The sequence below is a fragment of the Chitinophaga sp. sic0106 genome (assembly GCF_019219075.1).
Taxonomy (GTDB): Bacteria; Bacteroidota; Bacteroidia; order Chitinophagales; family Chitinophagaceae; genus Chitinophaga.
The window spans coordinates 229,207-245,023 of sequence record NZ_JAHUWJ010000006.1 but is presented as its reverse complement, the minus strand read 5'-3'; the positions used below and the strand labels follow the sequence as shown (position 1 = coordinate 245,023).

Sequence of the window (15,817 nt, the reverse complement as noted above, 5' to 3'; positions counted from 1 at the left end):
GGCACAAAAAAAGGGCCCAATGGGGCCCTGGTTTTTTTAAGAATATGGTAAGAGATATGATTAACCTTTAACACCCATGATCTCGGCTGTTTCATCAAGGAAGCGCTGAATTTTATTAGTATTCATGAAGGTGCGGATGGCAAATTCCCGCTGTTTACCGTCAGCGGTATTGAATACCAGGTTAACGGAGGTACCGGTATAAATAAAATTGGTGGATCTGCGAACGATATTATAACGCACGAAATCGTCGAAGTTAATTTCCTTTTTCGTTAAGCCACCGAGCGATTTACTAACGATGACACGGCGTTGCTTATCGAACTGCCAGCTGCTGGTGAGCATGAATGCAAATACCAGGGCCAGTACCAGGGGAAACCATACCGCAATGAATTCACGAACGGGCGACCTGCCGGGGGCATAGCCAGGCGTAGTGAAAGCGTAATACCACCATACCAGGCAGACGAGCATGATTACAGCAGTGAAGATTTTGTTCTGCTTCATGAGGTAGACCTCCCCTTCCGGTTTATAAAATTCGAATGTGCCGATGGGTACCGGCTGCGCACTGGTGGCCGGCTGATTACCAAATACCATCTTTGCAAGGGCCGGCAGCAGCTCAGCTTCAAAGCTGATGGCTGTTTTGTCATCGAATCCTTTGTAGTAGGAAGAGATACGGATACCTTTTCCATGACGGTTGCTTTTTTTGAAGATCGCATACGTGAGGCCATAGGTACCCGTCACCGCATCGATGACTGCAATGTCATCGAAAGAAATCGTTTTCAGGGTCAGTATCCCTGCCCATTTACTGGTAACCTTTTTGGCGTTTGCATCAAACACATAGACGGTGGCAGCATTGGCAAAAAAGAAGCCGGCCACAATTAATACAAACACATAGCCTTGTGCCAGGGAGGCCATCAGCGCGGGGGAACCCTTGGCTATATAGGTCCAGATGACGCCAAGGATGAACAGTACAAGAATGCCGGATAGCAAATAGGCTCGATTAGGAAATACCTGGATGAGGGTATCGCCAATTTTCCATTTTGTTTTTCTCATGGGCGCGAAATTATAATTTTTTTTACCTTCCAGGCCTTTAGCATGGAAGGTAACCGCGAAACAAGCAACAAAACATATATTATTATACACAATATCTAAAAATCAGCTTGATTTTACCCTCAAATCCGTATTTTAGTATTAAATCGTGATCCAGTGAGCAATGATGAGGCTATTCTATTACAGGATCTGCGGCAGGGGAATCAGGAGGCTTTTATAGCCATTTACAACCAACATTATCCTTCGCTGTATACTTACATCCTGCGTTTTATCGCTGTTCCCCAACTTGCCGAAGATGCTTTACAGGAAGTATTTGTAAAGATCTGGGAGGTAAGGGAGCGGATAGATCCTGCCCAGTCTTTCAGGGGATATCTTTATCGGATCGCAAGGAATCATGTATTTAAGTTAATGAAGAAAATAGCGGCAGATGAGGCGCTGCGTCACCAGGTGATGCGGGAACTTCACCGGCAAACGGACGATGCAGACACCCGCCTGCTCTGGAAAGAGTACGAGCAGCTGCTGCATACCGCCATCACCCGGCTACCGCCACAACGGCAACGGGTATTTAAACTCTGCCGCGAAGAGAGCAAATCATACGAGGAAGTAGCAGCTACGCTAGGCATTTCGAAAAACACCGTGAAAGAGCACATGGTACTGGCTTTGAAGAGCATACAATCATTTTTTTACGAGCATGCAGACGGCGCACTGTTCCTCCTTTTCTGGACAGATGTGCTCATCAACCAAAAAAAATTCTGACTTTTTTTTAGCGGAGAACCACCCTCCGGCAAAATTTCAGGATAGTATATAGTATGCCGACAGGAAAGAACAATGAATATTACCGACTATTACTGCAACGCTGGCAACAGCGGAAATGTAGTCCCCATGAGGCACTGGAGCTCCTGGACTACCTCTGTTTACCAGAGGCGGACCGCTTGCTGCTCACAGAAATTCAGGCCGCCTTTGACCAGGCAACACCGGATGCAGATGTAAGTGGCCCGGGCGACAGGGTCCGCCAGGCCCTGCTCACTCACATACAACCACCACCCACCATTATTTCGCTGCGCAGCCGCGGAAAATGGCACTACCTGGCAGCAGCCGCTGTGCTGGCCGCCATCGCCGTACCTGCCGGAAAGTACCTGCTCTCAGAGAAAAAACCTGCCATTACCAAAGCCATACAGCAGGAGGACCATGACATCTCCCCCGGAAAAAATAAAGCTGTATTAACACTGGCAAACGGGGAAAAAATAATACTGGACAGCGCCGGCAACCAACTGCTGGCCAGCCAGGGCGGCAGCGCCATCCGCAACCGCAACGGTGAACTTACCTACGACGACAACGGCAACCAGCCACCGGTATACAACACACTTACTACCGCCGCAGGCGAAACATACACGCTCACCCTCGCCGATGGTACTAAAGTATGGCTCAACGCTGCCTCCTCCATCCGCTTCCCCAGCGCCTTTCCTGGCAGGGAGCGACTAGTGGAACTCACCGGGGAAGCCTACTTTGAAGTGGCCGCCAATGCCAACCAGGCATTTCGCATTACCACCGGCAAAATTGCCATCGACGTACTGGGCACCAACCTTAACGTAAACGCCTACACGGCAGCAGCCACCACCAACACCACACTCGTGAGCGGCGCCATAAAAGTAAACAGCCCCTCCGGCTCCCTGCTGCTGGCACCCGGAGAGCAATCACAGGTAAGCGCCAACGGCAGCCAGACCAAACAAACCAACGTCAATATCAGCAGTATCACCGCCTGGAAAGAAGGATTCTTCCAGTTTGAAAATACACCGCTGACAGAAGTACTACAACAATTTGCACAATGGTATAATGTAGAAATCGTGTACGAAGAAAAGGTAAATAACCGCAAATTCTTTGGTATCATCAACCGCAACAGTAGCCTGAAAAGCGTGCTGCGCATGCTGAATGCCAACGATATCCTATTCAGACTCGAAGGAAACAAATTAATCGTGCAACATACATAGGAACAGGAAGAATAATACATAGTCATATCAGCCAAAACAGTGAACTGTAAGACCGCGAAAGCATCGCAAAACTAACCACATATCTAAATCAAAATTCGCAGAAGTATGCAATCAAGTTCTATTGCCTGCACCCGGTCCGGACAAGACCGGCGTTCAACCAAACACCTGAAGGTCAGTAAGCTACTGGCCCTGCTATGCCTGGCCTCCGGGATGCAGGCAAGCGCCAGAAAACCTGCACAGGTAGTGAGCATGGCATTAAGAGATGCCTCCACCAAAGATGTATTCAGGGAAATCAGCAAGCAAACAGGCCTCAACATCCTCGCGGATGAGCACCTCCTGGAAAAAAGCAGCAAAGCCTCCCTGGTAGTGAACAATGTGCCTGTAACAGAAGCGCTGAACATCTTATTACGCAACCAGCCGCTGACCTACTCTATCGAAAACGGAGCCATCATCATCAAAACCAAACCGATGATGCAGCCGGCAGCAACGCCTCCCCCTCCGGTGGAAATTCATGGCGTGGTCACCAACGACAAGGGCGAACCCATGCCAGGCGTTACCATCACCGTGAAAGGCAGCAAAACAGGATCCATCACCCAGCCTGACGGCTCCTTTACCATTCGCGCCAACGAAGGCGAAACACTGGAGTTTCACATGGTAGGCTTTAAAACCACCACCATAAAATTTGACGGTAAGAATACCAAACTGAAAGTAACATTGGAAAGCGATGTGTCACACCTCTCCGATGTGATTGTAGTCGGCTACGGTACCGCTAAAAAGAAAGACCTCACCGGTTCCGTCAGCTCCATCAACAATGACCAGATGAACATCGGCGGTATTACCAGCAACGCCGCACAGGCCATCCAGGGCCGCGCAGCAGGTGTACAGGTGAGTCAAACCAACGCCGCACCCGGTGGTACCACCGCCGTACGCGTACGCGGCGGTAACTCCATCAAATCCACCAACGAACCGCTCTACGTGGTTGATGGTTTCATTACCGAAACCGGTAAAGATATCAATCCGAACGATATCGAAGATATCCAAATCCTTAAAGACGCCTCCTCTGCCGCTATCTACGGTGCACGCGGCGCCAACGGCATCATCATGATCACCACCAAACGTGGTAAAAACGGAAGAACTTCCGTAACCTATGATGGCTACGTGGGCTCCCAACGCATCCTGAAAGAGTATGATAAAATGAACGGACTGGATAACATGAAAGTAACCAACGCCAAAGCCAATGAAAAAGGTCAGCCGGACTACTATACGGCTACTGACCTTGCCAGCGGCCGCGATAACGACTGGTTCAAACTCGCTACCCGCCCGGGCCTGGTGCAAAGCCATAACCTGAGCATCTCCAGCGGTAACGCAACAGACCGCATCGCTTTGTCAGGCAACTACTTCCAGCAGGACGGTGCGCTGAAAAACACCAGCTACAGCCGCTACTCTGCCCGTGTAAACTACGACAAGCAGGTATCCAAAAAATTCAAGGCAGGAGCCAACGTGTATCTCTCCCACGCCTATACGAATTTCAAAACCTACGACGGTAACATCGTTCCAAGTAACGTCATGTACGGCGTACTCACCGCCTCTCCGGCCCTCCCGGTATATAACGACGATGGTACGTATGCCCGTTACCGTGGTAAGGATAATCCGCTGGCATGGCTCATGGCACCTACCAACGACCGCTTCGAAGATAAAGTAAACCTCAACGCCTACCTCGATTACGAAATCATAGAAGGCCTGAACTTTCGCGTGAACGGAGGAACGGAAAGACTCAATACCAAAGAAGGTACCTACCTGCCACGCGACCTGGTAGACGGTGAAAAAGTAAGAGGTAAAGCCAGTCTGCTGGATGCGCAAACATCCAGACAACTGATCGAAGGTTATTTCACTTACAGAAAAATCTTTAATAAGATCCACTCCATCAACGTGGTGGCAGGTGCTTCCTACCAATCGGATCTGAGCCAGCGCCATTACAGCCTGGTACAAAACTTCAGTACCGACGCCTACCTGTATAACAACCTGGAAGCAGGTACCGAAAGAATACAGAGCACCAGCCAGAAAATTCCTAACAAGCTGGCTTCTGCCTACGGACGCCTGAACTATACTTTGATGGACAAGTACCTGCTGACAGCTACTTTCCGCCGCGATGGCTCACAGGCCTTTGGTACCAACAACCGCTTCGGTTACTTCCCGTCTTTCTCCCTCGCCTGGAGAGCTTCCGATGAAGAATTTATCAAAAACCTGAACGTGTTTTCTAACCTGAAAGTACGTGGTGGCTACGGTAAAACCGGTAACGACCGTATCGGCAGCTATATCTATATGTCTACCTTCGGCCCCACCAACGTATCGTTGGGTGAGGGAAGCGACAGCTACGGTGGCGTGGTGGCTACCCGTTTATCCAATCCTAACCTGCAATGGGAATCCCTCGCGCAGCTGGACCTGGGTATCGACATGGGCTTCTTCCAGGATAAAGTAAGTGTTACACTCGACTACTACAAGAAAACCACCAAGGACCTGATCTATGACCTGCCAATCGGCGACTGGAATGGTTTCCAAACCATCACCGTTAACACCGGCGAGTTACAGAACCAGGGTGTGGAACTGGGTATCAACACCGAAAACATCAACCGTAAAAACTTCACCTGGAATACCACTTTCAACATTGCCTACAACAAGCAGAAAGTGATCAACCTGGGCGGACAACCATACATCATCACACAAACGGCTAACCTGTATGGCGGTCGTGGTATGGACTTCACCAAACTGGCGCCAGGCCAGGAACTGAGTACTTTCTACGGTTATGTATATGACGGTGTCATCAAAACCGGAGAAGATCATTCAGCACAGCCGAGCTCCAAACCAGGTGATCCTAAATTCAAAGATATCAGCGGTCCGGATGGCAAGCCAGATGGTAAAATTGATGCGAACGACCGTACCTACCTGGGTCACGCCAACCCGCATTACATCTATGGTTTGAACAACGACTTCCACATTGGCAATTTCGACCTGAACATTTTCCTGCAGGGCGCACTGGACTACAGCCTGTATAACGGTACTGCACTGGTGCTGGAGTCAGGTCCGGGTTCAGCCGCACTTAACAGATGGACAACCACCAACGAGAACACCGATATTCCGAGAGATGGTTATGCCATTGCTTACGGCGGTTTGATGAATTCCCGCTTTGTGGAAAATGCCTCTTACCTGCGTGTGAAAATGGTGACACTGGGTTATAACATCCCGGTTAAAAATACTTTCCTGAAAGCGATGCAAGGACTCAGGGTGTATGCTTCGGTGCAGAACCTGTTTACCATCACCGGCTATTCCGGCAGTGATCCTGAGGTAAACAGTAATATGAACAGCAGCGGCGCTACTGCCAACCTGAGCTCAGGATTGGACTACACCGCCTTCCCTGCTTACCGTACATACACTGTGGGGCTGAAAGCGAATTTTTAACCTGTAATCTTTAGAAGAATGAAATTTAGATATATCGCACTTGCTGCAATGATGCTGGGCGCTGCGTCCTGTAGCAAACTGGAAGATCCGAAAGTATACAGCTTCCTTACCGGCAGCAACGCCTTTCTTACGCTGAGTGATGCCAAAGCCGCTGTAAACGGGGTGTACTCGCGTTTAAAACAACCAAGTGGCCGCTCGGATGCCTGGATGTACTACGCCGGTTTCCAGGTAACTATTTCTGACCTCACCACCGACATCGGCCATGCCAGTTCCGGTGGCGATGTAGGCCTGATGTCTGAATGCCAGTGGGCACCTGCCAATACTTACCTGGCCTTCGCGTGGCAGCACCAGTACAAACTGGTAACCGACGCTAACATCGCGCTCTATAACATCTCCAAAATGACCAGTATTACAGATGCACAAAAAACACAGTTCACCGCGGAACTCCGGTTCCTACGTGCGCTGGGATATGTGGATCTGACCGATGCTTTTGGTCCGGTGATACTGGTGACTGATTCAACAGTGGCACAAAACCAGGAAAACCCGACTTACTTTGACCAGATGCAGCCCGTTCCCGTGGAGCAGGTAAACCAACTGATCATAAAGGACCTGGAATTTGCCTCCGCTAATCTGCCGGTTAATTACGTAGGCAATGCAGTGTATAATACCAATGATATTGGTCGCGCTACCAAAGGAGCAGCTTTATCCCTGCTCACAAAGCTCTACATGCGTGAGCACCAGTGGGACAAAGCCCTGCCGCTGACCCAGCAGGTAATGGGCCTGGGCTACGACCTCTATCCTTCTTATGCCGGCTTGTTTGCCGAAAAAAATAAATGGAACCAGGAAAGCATTTTCTCTGCGCTGGCAGATCCGCTGACGGATGCCGTGGAAATACTGAACCACTTTGGTCCGCTGAACCATCCGTCTGTAACAGACCGCTGGCAATACTTTGCCGTAACCTGGTACTTCTGGAATACCTTCAATGACGCCGATGAGCGCAAACAGTTGTTCTATTACGACTATGAAGGCAGCGATGGCCTGCATTACAAACAAGGCCCTCCGGGTGCTACCAATCCGCCAGCAGGTGAATTCTACATGCCGGATGTAGCGACCAAGAAATTCGCTGATCCCAATGGTTCCACCACTTACTATGACGGGCACGTATTCCCGATCCTGCGCTATGCGGATATTTTACTGAGTCGCGCTGAAATCATCAACGAAGTTTCCGGCCCTACACAGGAAGCAGTGGATCTGATCAACCGCGTGAAAGGACGTTCAAAAGCGCCACAGCTGGGTGCTGCCGGCACTTTCACCCGTGAAACACTTCGCGATGCCATTTTGCAGGAGCGTGGCTGGGAGTTCTTCTTTGAGTGCAAACGCCGCCAGGACCTGATCCGCATGGGCAAATATGAAAGCGTGGTGAATACTTACCTCCAGGCAGCTAAGCTCACGCCTACCATCCAGATGCCGAGAGATAAGTATTTCTCTTATCCGCAGGCACAAACGGATATCAACAAAAAACTCAGCAATGGTGACAGACGCCAGTAAAAAATGTATTTTTCTGGGTATGATAAAATGGAATAACATACAACACAGGCTGCCGCTATTTTTAGCGGCAGCCCTGCTGTTGCTCGCCGGTCAGTCGTGCAGTCGCTACAGCACAGATGTACAAGAAATCATGGTGTTGCCCGTTGGGGCCAACGCCCTGAAAGTAGCTACCAAGGTGACCTGTCGCGAAGAAAACGATGCTGCCGTAGAATACTGGCCACAGGGTCATGAGGACCAAAAGACCACTACGCCACTATCCACTGGCAAAACAGTGCATATGATCGTGCTAACTAACGTGGAAGCAGCTACGAAATATGAATACAGGATTCTTACCGGCCATGGCAATGACCTGAAGGCCAGTAAGGTTTATGAATTCACGACGAACGACATTCCTGTGTGGATGAAAGATATATTTCGTGTAGTGTGTCCCGATAGTTCTGTGTTACCGGCAACATTTGCCAAAGGCTATGTACTGCTTACCCAGCGGGAAGATCCGGGCTATGTATGCATGGTAAACGCCCGCGGTAAAATTGTATGGTACCACCAGGTGCACAATGCCGGCTATAAAGTAGCACGGTTCACTGCCAATAACACCGTGCTGGGCCTCCTGGGCGGCGCGGGTTATGAAACCAGCTATGGCGATCAGATACTGGAAGTTTCGCTCACCGGTGATACCTTGTTATGTCTGAAAAAGGGTCAGGGAGACTTTAAACAAACTATTCACCACGAAATCCTGGAAGAGAAAGACCACCTGGTTACACTCTGTGTAGAGGAACGTGTGATGGATCTTAGCAGTATTGGTGGCAGCAATGCCGATACCATCAAAGGCGATGGCATCCTGGTGCTGGACCGCCAAGGCAAACAGGTCTGGAAATGGACCGTGTTTGATGAACTGGACCCGCTGAAAGAAAAAAATATCCTGAAAGAGAAAGGCGACTGGATGCATGCCAATTGTATCACGATAGATAAAGATGGTAACTACCTGGTATCATTTTATAACAACGGGCAAATCTGGAAGATAGACAGCAAAACCGGTAAACGCTTGTGGACATTGGGTAAAGACGGTAGCTTCCCGATTCCGGACAGCGCCTATTTTGATCAGGCCCACGGCATTCATTTTGATCAGGAAGGCCACCTTACCTTCTTTGACAACGGGGTGAGTAAAAAAACTTCCCGCACGCTTACGTTTGCCATCGACGGGCAGCAGGCAAGTCTGGTAAACAATACCGTGTTACCACCGGAATTTTACAACGAGCGTATGGGCAGCAGCTACCAGGTAACTGACAGCACCTTACTCACGTGTGCGACTAAACGCAATTCCGTATTACTGACCAACCTCGAAGGCCGCTTCCTTTGGCTGCTCAAAACGGGCATGTCGTCGTACAGGGCCAACTTTATTGCGGCTGACAGGGTACAACCATTTATCAATCAACCTGGCTATTAATACAGCCTGAAATCTTATAAGATGAAAAGAATTTTCACCGTGATGGGCGTGCTTGGCCTGGGAGTAGCGGCAGTAGCTACTTCCTGCGGTTCCAAGGTAGAAGGGAAAGCAACCGATACAACACCGGAGGCACCAAAGGAAATTGCCGTCACCATTGACCTGAAAAATATTCCGGATGATAAATTTGGGGAACTGGTAAAATACGGTCGTGAGCTGATGATGAATACTGCCAGGTACATCGGCCCTAAGGGCAGTGCCGGGCAATTTACGGGCAACCTGATGAGCTGTACCAACTGCCACCAGGATGGCGGCACCAAGCAGTTTTCATTCAACCTGCTGGCTTCCCACGATAACTATCCGCAGTACCGCGCCCGCGAAGGCAAAGTACTTACGCTGGCAGAGCGGGTAAACAACTGTGTTACCCGGCCGCATAATGGCAAACCACTGCCGCTGGACAGTAAGGAGATGGTCGCCTACCTGGCGTACCTGAAATGGATCAACACCTATGCGCCGAAGGACAAGGCCATAAAAGGGCAGCATAACCGCAAGCTGGAACTGCCGGATGTAGCGGCCAACCCGGTACATGGCGCAGAGCTGTTTGTGCAGCATTGTGAACGCTGCCACGGCAAGGATGGTGCAGGTCAGCTCAATCCGGAAGGTACTGCCTATACATATCCGCCACTCTGGGGCAAGGAATCCTATCAGCCGGGTTCCAGTATGCACCGGGTGGTGAAACAGGCGGAGTGGCTCAAAAATAATATGCCTTATGATAAAACGGATAAAGGCACCTTCCTCTCAGATGCGGATGCGCTGGACATTGCAGCCTTTGTGAACAATGATGCCCTGCATGCGCGGCCTAATCCGAAGAGCTTCGATTATCCGCATATCAATGAAAAAGCAATTGACTATGATCTGGGACCATTTGCCGATACGTTTAGCGCGTACCAGCATAAATATGGGCCGTTTAAGCCTATTATCGGGTATTGGAAAGAAAAGGGCTGGAAGTACTCTTTGTAGGTTTCCTATTTTTGTAGAGACGGGCTGCGCCCGTCTCCTCGCGTTTGAGAGACGGGCGCAGCCCGTCTCTACAGAGCGGATCAATCGCTTATTTTTTCTGCTCCTGCAATATTAAATTAATACTATCCTGTTCCAGCCGCTGCTTCAACCAATCGTACAGCCGTTTCCGTTCTGCATTACTGATCCGTTGCTTTACCCCTAACACCACCACCATCGTTGTATCTGGCTTGTTGTTGCCGGTAGCAGTAAATGGCATATCAGCCGCAGCATAGTAGACGATATTATTGTTTAAAGCATATAATTCTTTGGAGAGATCCGGGGTTTTCTTTTCGGTAACCGTTACGATAACCGGTGTAGGTTCGGCGGCATTGATATCTGCAAGGATACTGGCTTTTACCTGGCTGAAATCAAGGTTCTCCTGATTTTTGATTCCCTGACGCAGTATTAAATCCGTATTATCCAACCGGTATTGGGTTAACCTGGAACGAAGCACTTTAACGGTCGAGTCGCTCAGCTTCTCCCCTATTAATAATAAATCAATTTTACTCCCTTCCATGTTATAGGTAAATTCTCTATGCAGGATCTGCGTGGATGCAAAATGGAAATTATCATTTACAAACCGGCGGGCATTACTTTCAAAAATGCTTTCTTTCACAATGCGGAAACTTAGGTAGATACTGGGCACCAGGGTAATGAGCGTGATAAACAGGATGTAACGCCGGACTTTTCGTTTATAGTCAACATCTTCATAGCGGCGCTGCTGAAAGCGCAAATAGCGTATCATCAGATAAGTGCTAAGGCAGATAAAAACGCAATTGATAAAATACAGGTAAAACGCGCCCATCACAAAATACCAGTTCGCTGTGGCGATGCCGAAACCCGCGGTACACAAGGGCGGCATGAGTGCTGTGGCGATAGCTACTCCTGCGATCACATTGGATTTTTCCTTGCGGGTAGCTCCAACAATACCGGCCAGTCCACCAAAAAAGGCCACCAGTACGTCCCAGGTGGCAGGCATGGTACGCGCCAGCAACTCCGATTGGGCTTCATGCAGGGGTGTTAACCAAAAGTAGAGGGCGGAGGTGATAACTGAAATAAGGCTGGCGCGTAGCAGGTTTCTGCCGCCTTTTTTCATCAGGCCAAAATCAGTAATAGCGAGCCCAACCCCGATACCCATCACAGGCCCCATGAGGGGTGAAATCAGCATGGCGCCTATGATCACTACAGGACTATTTATATTCAGGCCAATGGAAGCGATAAAAATTGCAAAAATCAGGGTCCATAAATTAGCCCCTCTGAATTCTGAGTTTTTACGAACGGAGGATATCACTTCCTGCTCATCTGCCATTTCCACCCGGAGGTTAAAATGCTTATCCAGCAATATCCTGGCTTTGCGCCAAAACCGGCCTTCCGGTGATTTATGTTCAATGGGTTCGTTCAGCATATCTATTAAACCAAATAGACCCCTAATGTGTTTGAGCTAATACACACAAAAATCCATTTGTTATGAAAAAAGTTGTTTTAAGTCTGGCAGTACTGATGGCTTTTGCAGTGGCCTGCCAGAACCCTCAAAAGCATGACGAGAAAAAGGCAGAGGAGAAAGCCGGCGAGGCAATCGAATCGGCTGAAAAGGCTGCTGCTGCTCAGGCTGCCAGTGATGCTAATGCGGTACAAGCGGCTACTGCAGCCGTTCAGGCTAACATTAATGCGGCCATGGCTACGGTAGCGATGCCGGAATTTAAAAAGGCCAATGCACGCTCGCTGGCAAACGATTTCCACAAGTATCTTTCTGACCTGGTAAACACCAACAGTGGCAAAAAGGCGGCTGAGTATGCAGACAAACTGCAGGACCTGAAGAAGGAATACGACAAAAAAGTGGACGCTGAAAAGCTGGACCCGGATGATAAGGCCAAATTACAGAAATATGTTGGCGACATGCTGCAAGCAGTACAATCTGCCAATCCATAATTGCAAAACCCCGGGCTACCGGGGTTTTTTATTTCTTATACCATTACATTCCCTGTTTTCTTCGCACGTGCCAGCATACTCGTATAATAACGGTCCAGGAAATGGTAGATCACCAGTTCATGTTTGCGCTGGGCAGCCAGCAGCAAGCGGTTCAGGAACATATGCACGTAGCTGGACAATAACCCGAATTTATCCGGCAGTTCCTGTTGCCCAATGATATCGGTGAGGGCTATACGCCGTTGCTGTAATAGTTGTATTACTTCCTCCGGCAGTTGCCCTGCCAGCATAGTGGTAAGTTCTGGTGCGGCCTGCCGGTATTTATCATTCAGTTGTTGTTGCAAAGCCTTGTTACCATTAAATTCTTTGAAGAAATGCTGTTGCAGTTGCTGCATAAAAGTGCCTTTTTGTTCCAGCGAAAAGCCGAAAGCATCCAGCAGCTGATCTGTTCCTACCACTCCAATTTTCCAGCGGTACTCCTCCCCGCTTTCATCGTCGAGCAGCTGGATGAGTTGCAGTACAAACTGGCTGTCGCGGTGAAACACACTTTCACTGAAAGCCATGGTATCATTGCCATAGCGCTCTATTTCCCGGATATAGGTATCTGTTTGAATTTTACTAACCAGGTTTTTATTTACTGAGAGATGAGCTATTTCGTATAGTCGTTGCAGTGTTACCTGCCAGAACCCGGGATTGTCGGCATTACGGAAACGTACGCGCAGGTGGTGTTCCGGATCAGTATAGCGGATAAAGAACCATTCCTGTATGATTTGATTTTCCTGCAAGTCTGCTACCAGCGGGGCGATGACTTCTTTAAGCATATCTTCGGCGGTGCGGGTGCCACAATAGATTTTTACGTACAGCCATTCGCTGCCGGTGTGGAAGCTGCGTTGGATGTCCGCTTTGGGCAAGGTTAGCGGCGGCATGTCCAGTGCGGCGCTGAGGTTGTGGAACGGTAACACCAGTTCATTGGCATGCCTCCCATTAGGTCCTTGAATCCAGCACTGGTCAGGTGTTTGCAGCAGCTCCTGCAAGATAACCTGTTCCGAGCGGTCCATGATTTTCCCTAAGAGGGCCACGGCTACGGGGCTGTCGAGGTCTATGACCAGGTCGTTATCTCCTTCAGATATTACAATATATTGGGGCAGGTCCCATTTTTTCCGGAAGTCCTGAATATGTTCCTTATAACGCTCACGGTTATACGTATTTTCTGATTTGCGCCAGATCCAGGTGCGTTTATGCAGGATGAAGTTACCGTAGCTTACGCGGGGCAGAAAGGTGAAGTCGTTTCCCACCAGCCATTGCCAGGAGTAGCCTGGTTCATAATCCTGGAATTGCAGTTCGCAGAGGAATTTATATATGGGCAGGCCGTTGCGGTAGTTATGGGCGGTGCTCATCCGGGGCACTACCCATTTATTATGGCGGATGGAGCGGAGGCGGATTTTTCCCTGGCGGATACTTACCATCAGGTCGGATACCGGAATCTGGTCTTCACCGGCTTCGCTGGCGGCGAGGTATACAATTTCGTAGGGGCGCAGGCGTGGTCGCATTAAAATATTTCCGGTGCGGGATTCCGGCAGGTGCACCAGTTCTGCAAAAATCACCTCGTTATTCAGGTTTTCTTCTTTTCTCAGGGAGATGTTAACCTGTTCGGATAAAAAGGCATCGCCATGGCAGAAGCGCCCCAGGAGGTTGGCGGCGGAGGGGCCGTTGCAGCCGTGGAGTTCGAAGCGGTAGTTGCCAGCGTCGAGGGCGGCTGCGTCCGGGGCCAGCAGTTTTCCCATGAGGTAGCCGCTGGCGGGGAGTTTGGGCGTGCGGTCCGATTTAAGTGATTCCAGCTCAGCTTTGGTGAGCACTATTTCGGTGGTGTTTTCACGTAATCGCTGCAACTGTAGTGTTAATAGTTTATCCGTGGCTACGCTGCCTTTTTCAGGAGTGGCGGGAAGCTGCAGTTCATCCAGCAGGGGCGTATGATCGCCGCCGGATTGTGCGCCGTAGCCTATGCCGGCTTCCGCGTCGAGGGCGACACTGAGCGGCACTTCCTGTTCCTCGTAGCGGGCGGAGAAGGCGCTGGTGAATTGTTCCAGGTCGGGGCTGATACCGCTGCGGGCCAGCACGGCCAGGTCGTTGGTATGCGCAGCCAGTTCGCCCAAAATTTTTTCAGAGAGGTGATTGGTGGTGGTGTGGAGGTAGAGATCTGTTTGCAGCAGGTCTTTACTGCTGGTGTCGGGCAGCAGATTTTTCACGATGCGGTTTACTTCCTGATATGCTGCCATACCTGGCTGCTGCAGCAGTTGCACGATTTGTTGCAGCTGTGCGGTGATGTCCGCTGCTTCCGGAATGGTTTGTATGCGTGCGATGAGGGTGTGAAAAAATTCTGTTCCTGTCACCGTAGGTTCCAGCTCACTCACCAGCAGCTGGTTAGCGAGGAGTTCCTGCACAAATTCATCTGCATCATACCAGGTGATTTCATTTTCTTCGCTGATCAGGCATTGCCGTATTTGCTCCAGCGTGGCGCCGCTGGTGGCGGTGTGGAGTATCTGGCGCAGGTAGTCGGTATTATCTACTGCGGTGAGGTAGTAGTTACGGACTTTGTTGCGCAGCGTATAGGCCGCGTAGCGGAAGCGGCTGCCGGAAAGGTAGATGGAGTTGTTTGGAAAGTACAACAGCTGTTCACGTATAGCCGGCACCGTAGTAACAGCCGCGGTGAGTTCAGCTACATAGTTCATATCGAGGCGGCAGTATTTACGGTGCAGTTGATCCTCTCCCAAAAGTACCTGACTATGTATGTGACTACTGCCTGCTGTAATGCCGGCAAACAGTCCGTATGGTGTACAGCGGGTGCTCATACGCAGGAGGTAGCGATATAGGGAGAAGGTCAGTTTCTCCTCTTCTTTGGCTGCCAGTGGCTGGCCACTGCGCCATCGCTGCATTTCCTGGTAAAGGTCGATCGATGCTATATAAATGGCCTCCTGTAATCCCGGATCGGCAAATATTTCCCTGATAGCGGAAGGGAGCATTTGTAGGTCGAGGTGCTGCAGGCGTTGGAGGGTACTCACGGGCAGCATAGGTGTTCTCAAAGCAAAATAATTCTCAGCGGCAATCATGGTTATAATATCGTGTAGTCCATGAATTTAGAATGAATTGCGCTGACAGCCTATCCCGTAAAACCGGGATATTTCATGTTCCAACATCTACCCAAAAATCACGCTTTTCCGGGATTACGTTTATTGCAGTTTGTTCCTACTTTTAGGTAATGCCAATAAATTTTAAAGAAAACCTGTAATCAAAAAAAATCCTCAAAATAAAATCTCCTGTCAGCTATAATTTTTTTTTAACAACACAAATATTGGTT

10 protein-coding genes are annotated in these 15,817 nt (G+C 49.6%); 7 read left to right on the top strand and 3 right to left on the bottom strand.

All coding sequences use genetic code 11. The annotated features are described in order from the left end of the window. Positions 1–60: 60 nt before the first annotated feature. Positions 61–1,047, bottom strand: a complete 987-nt coding sequence (locus tag KW844_RS11490; protein ID WP_218376873.1) for a hypothetical protein — start codon at positions 1,045–1,047, stop codon at positions 61–63. 153 nt (positions 1,048–1,200) lie between these two features. Here KW844_RS11490 and KW844_RS11485 point away from each other — a divergent pair, with 153 nt between their 5' ends. The 6 genes from KW844_RS11485 to KW844_RS11460 all read left to right on the top strand — a co-directional run bounded on the left by KW844_RS11485 (position 1,201) and on the right by KW844_RS11460 (position 10,497). Further along, positions 1,201–1,800: an RNA polymerase sigma-70 factor gene (locus tag KW844_RS11485; RefSeq protein ID WP_218376872.1), complete on the top strand. Its 600-nt coding sequence runs from the start codon at positions 1,201–1,203 to the stop codon at positions 1,798–1,800. 53 nt (positions 1,801–1,853) lie between these two features. Further along, positions 1,854–3,032, top strand: coding sequence for a FecR family protein (locus KW844_RS11480; protein WP_218376871.1), 1,179 nt, complete (start codon positions 1,854–1,856; stop codon positions 3,030–3,032). Positions 3,033–3,137: 105 nt separating this feature from the next. Further along, positions 3,138–6,488, top strand: a complete 3,351-nt coding sequence (locus tag KW844_RS11475) for a TonB-dependent receptor (protein WP_218376870.1) — start codon at positions 3,138–3,140, stop codon at positions 6,486–6,488. A gap of 18 nt (positions 6,489–6,506) precedes the next feature. After that, positions 6,507–8,036, top strand: a complete 1,530-nt coding sequence (locus KW844_RS11470) for a RagB/SusD family nutrient uptake outer membrane protein (protein ID WP_218376869.1) — start codon at positions 6,507–6,509, stop codon at positions 8,034–8,036. A 19-nt stretch (positions 8,037–8,055) separates the two neighbouring features. Continuing rightward, positions 8,056–9,480, top strand: a complete 1,425-nt coding sequence (locus tag KW844_RS11465; RefSeq protein WP_218376868.1) for an aryl-sulfate sulfotransferase — start codon at positions 8,056–8,058, stop codon at positions 9,478–9,480. Positions 9,481–9,501: 21 nt separating this feature from the next. Then, positions 9,502–10,497: a c-type cytochrome gene (locus tag KW844_RS11460; protein ID WP_218376867.1), complete on the top strand. Its 996-nt coding sequence runs from the start codon at positions 9,502–9,504 to the stop codon at positions 10,495–10,497. Between the two features lie 88 nt (positions 10,498–10,585). Here KW844_RS11460 and KW844_RS11455 read toward each other — a convergent pair whose 3' ends face one another. Further along, positions 10,586–11,941: a TIGR00341 family protein gene (locus tag KW844_RS11455; protein WP_218376866.1), complete on the bottom strand. Its 1,356-nt coding sequence runs from the start codon at positions 11,939–11,941 to the stop codon at positions 10,586–10,588. A gap of 62 nt (positions 11,942–12,003) precedes the next feature. On the opposite strand from KW844_RS11455, the gene KW844_RS11450 reads away from it, so the two are divergent. Then, positions 12,004–12,465 (top strand): hypothetical protein, encoded by a 462-nt coding sequence (locus KW844_RS11450; RefSeq protein WP_218376865.1) that lies wholly within the window; start codon positions 12,004–12,006, stop codon positions 12,463–12,465. Positions 12,466–12,500: 35 nt separating this feature from the next. Here the strand turns inward: KW844_RS11450 and KW844_RS11445 are convergent, their stop codons facing one another. Continuing rightward, positions 12,501–15,542 carry a lantibiotic dehydratase gene (locus tag KW844_RS11445; protein WP_218376864.1) on the bottom strand — a complete coding sequence of 1,014 codons (3,042 nt, stop codon included), beginning with the start codon at positions 15,540–15,542 and terminating at the stop codon, positions 12,501–12,503. Between the last annotated feature and the right edge of the window lie 275 nt (positions 15,543–15,817).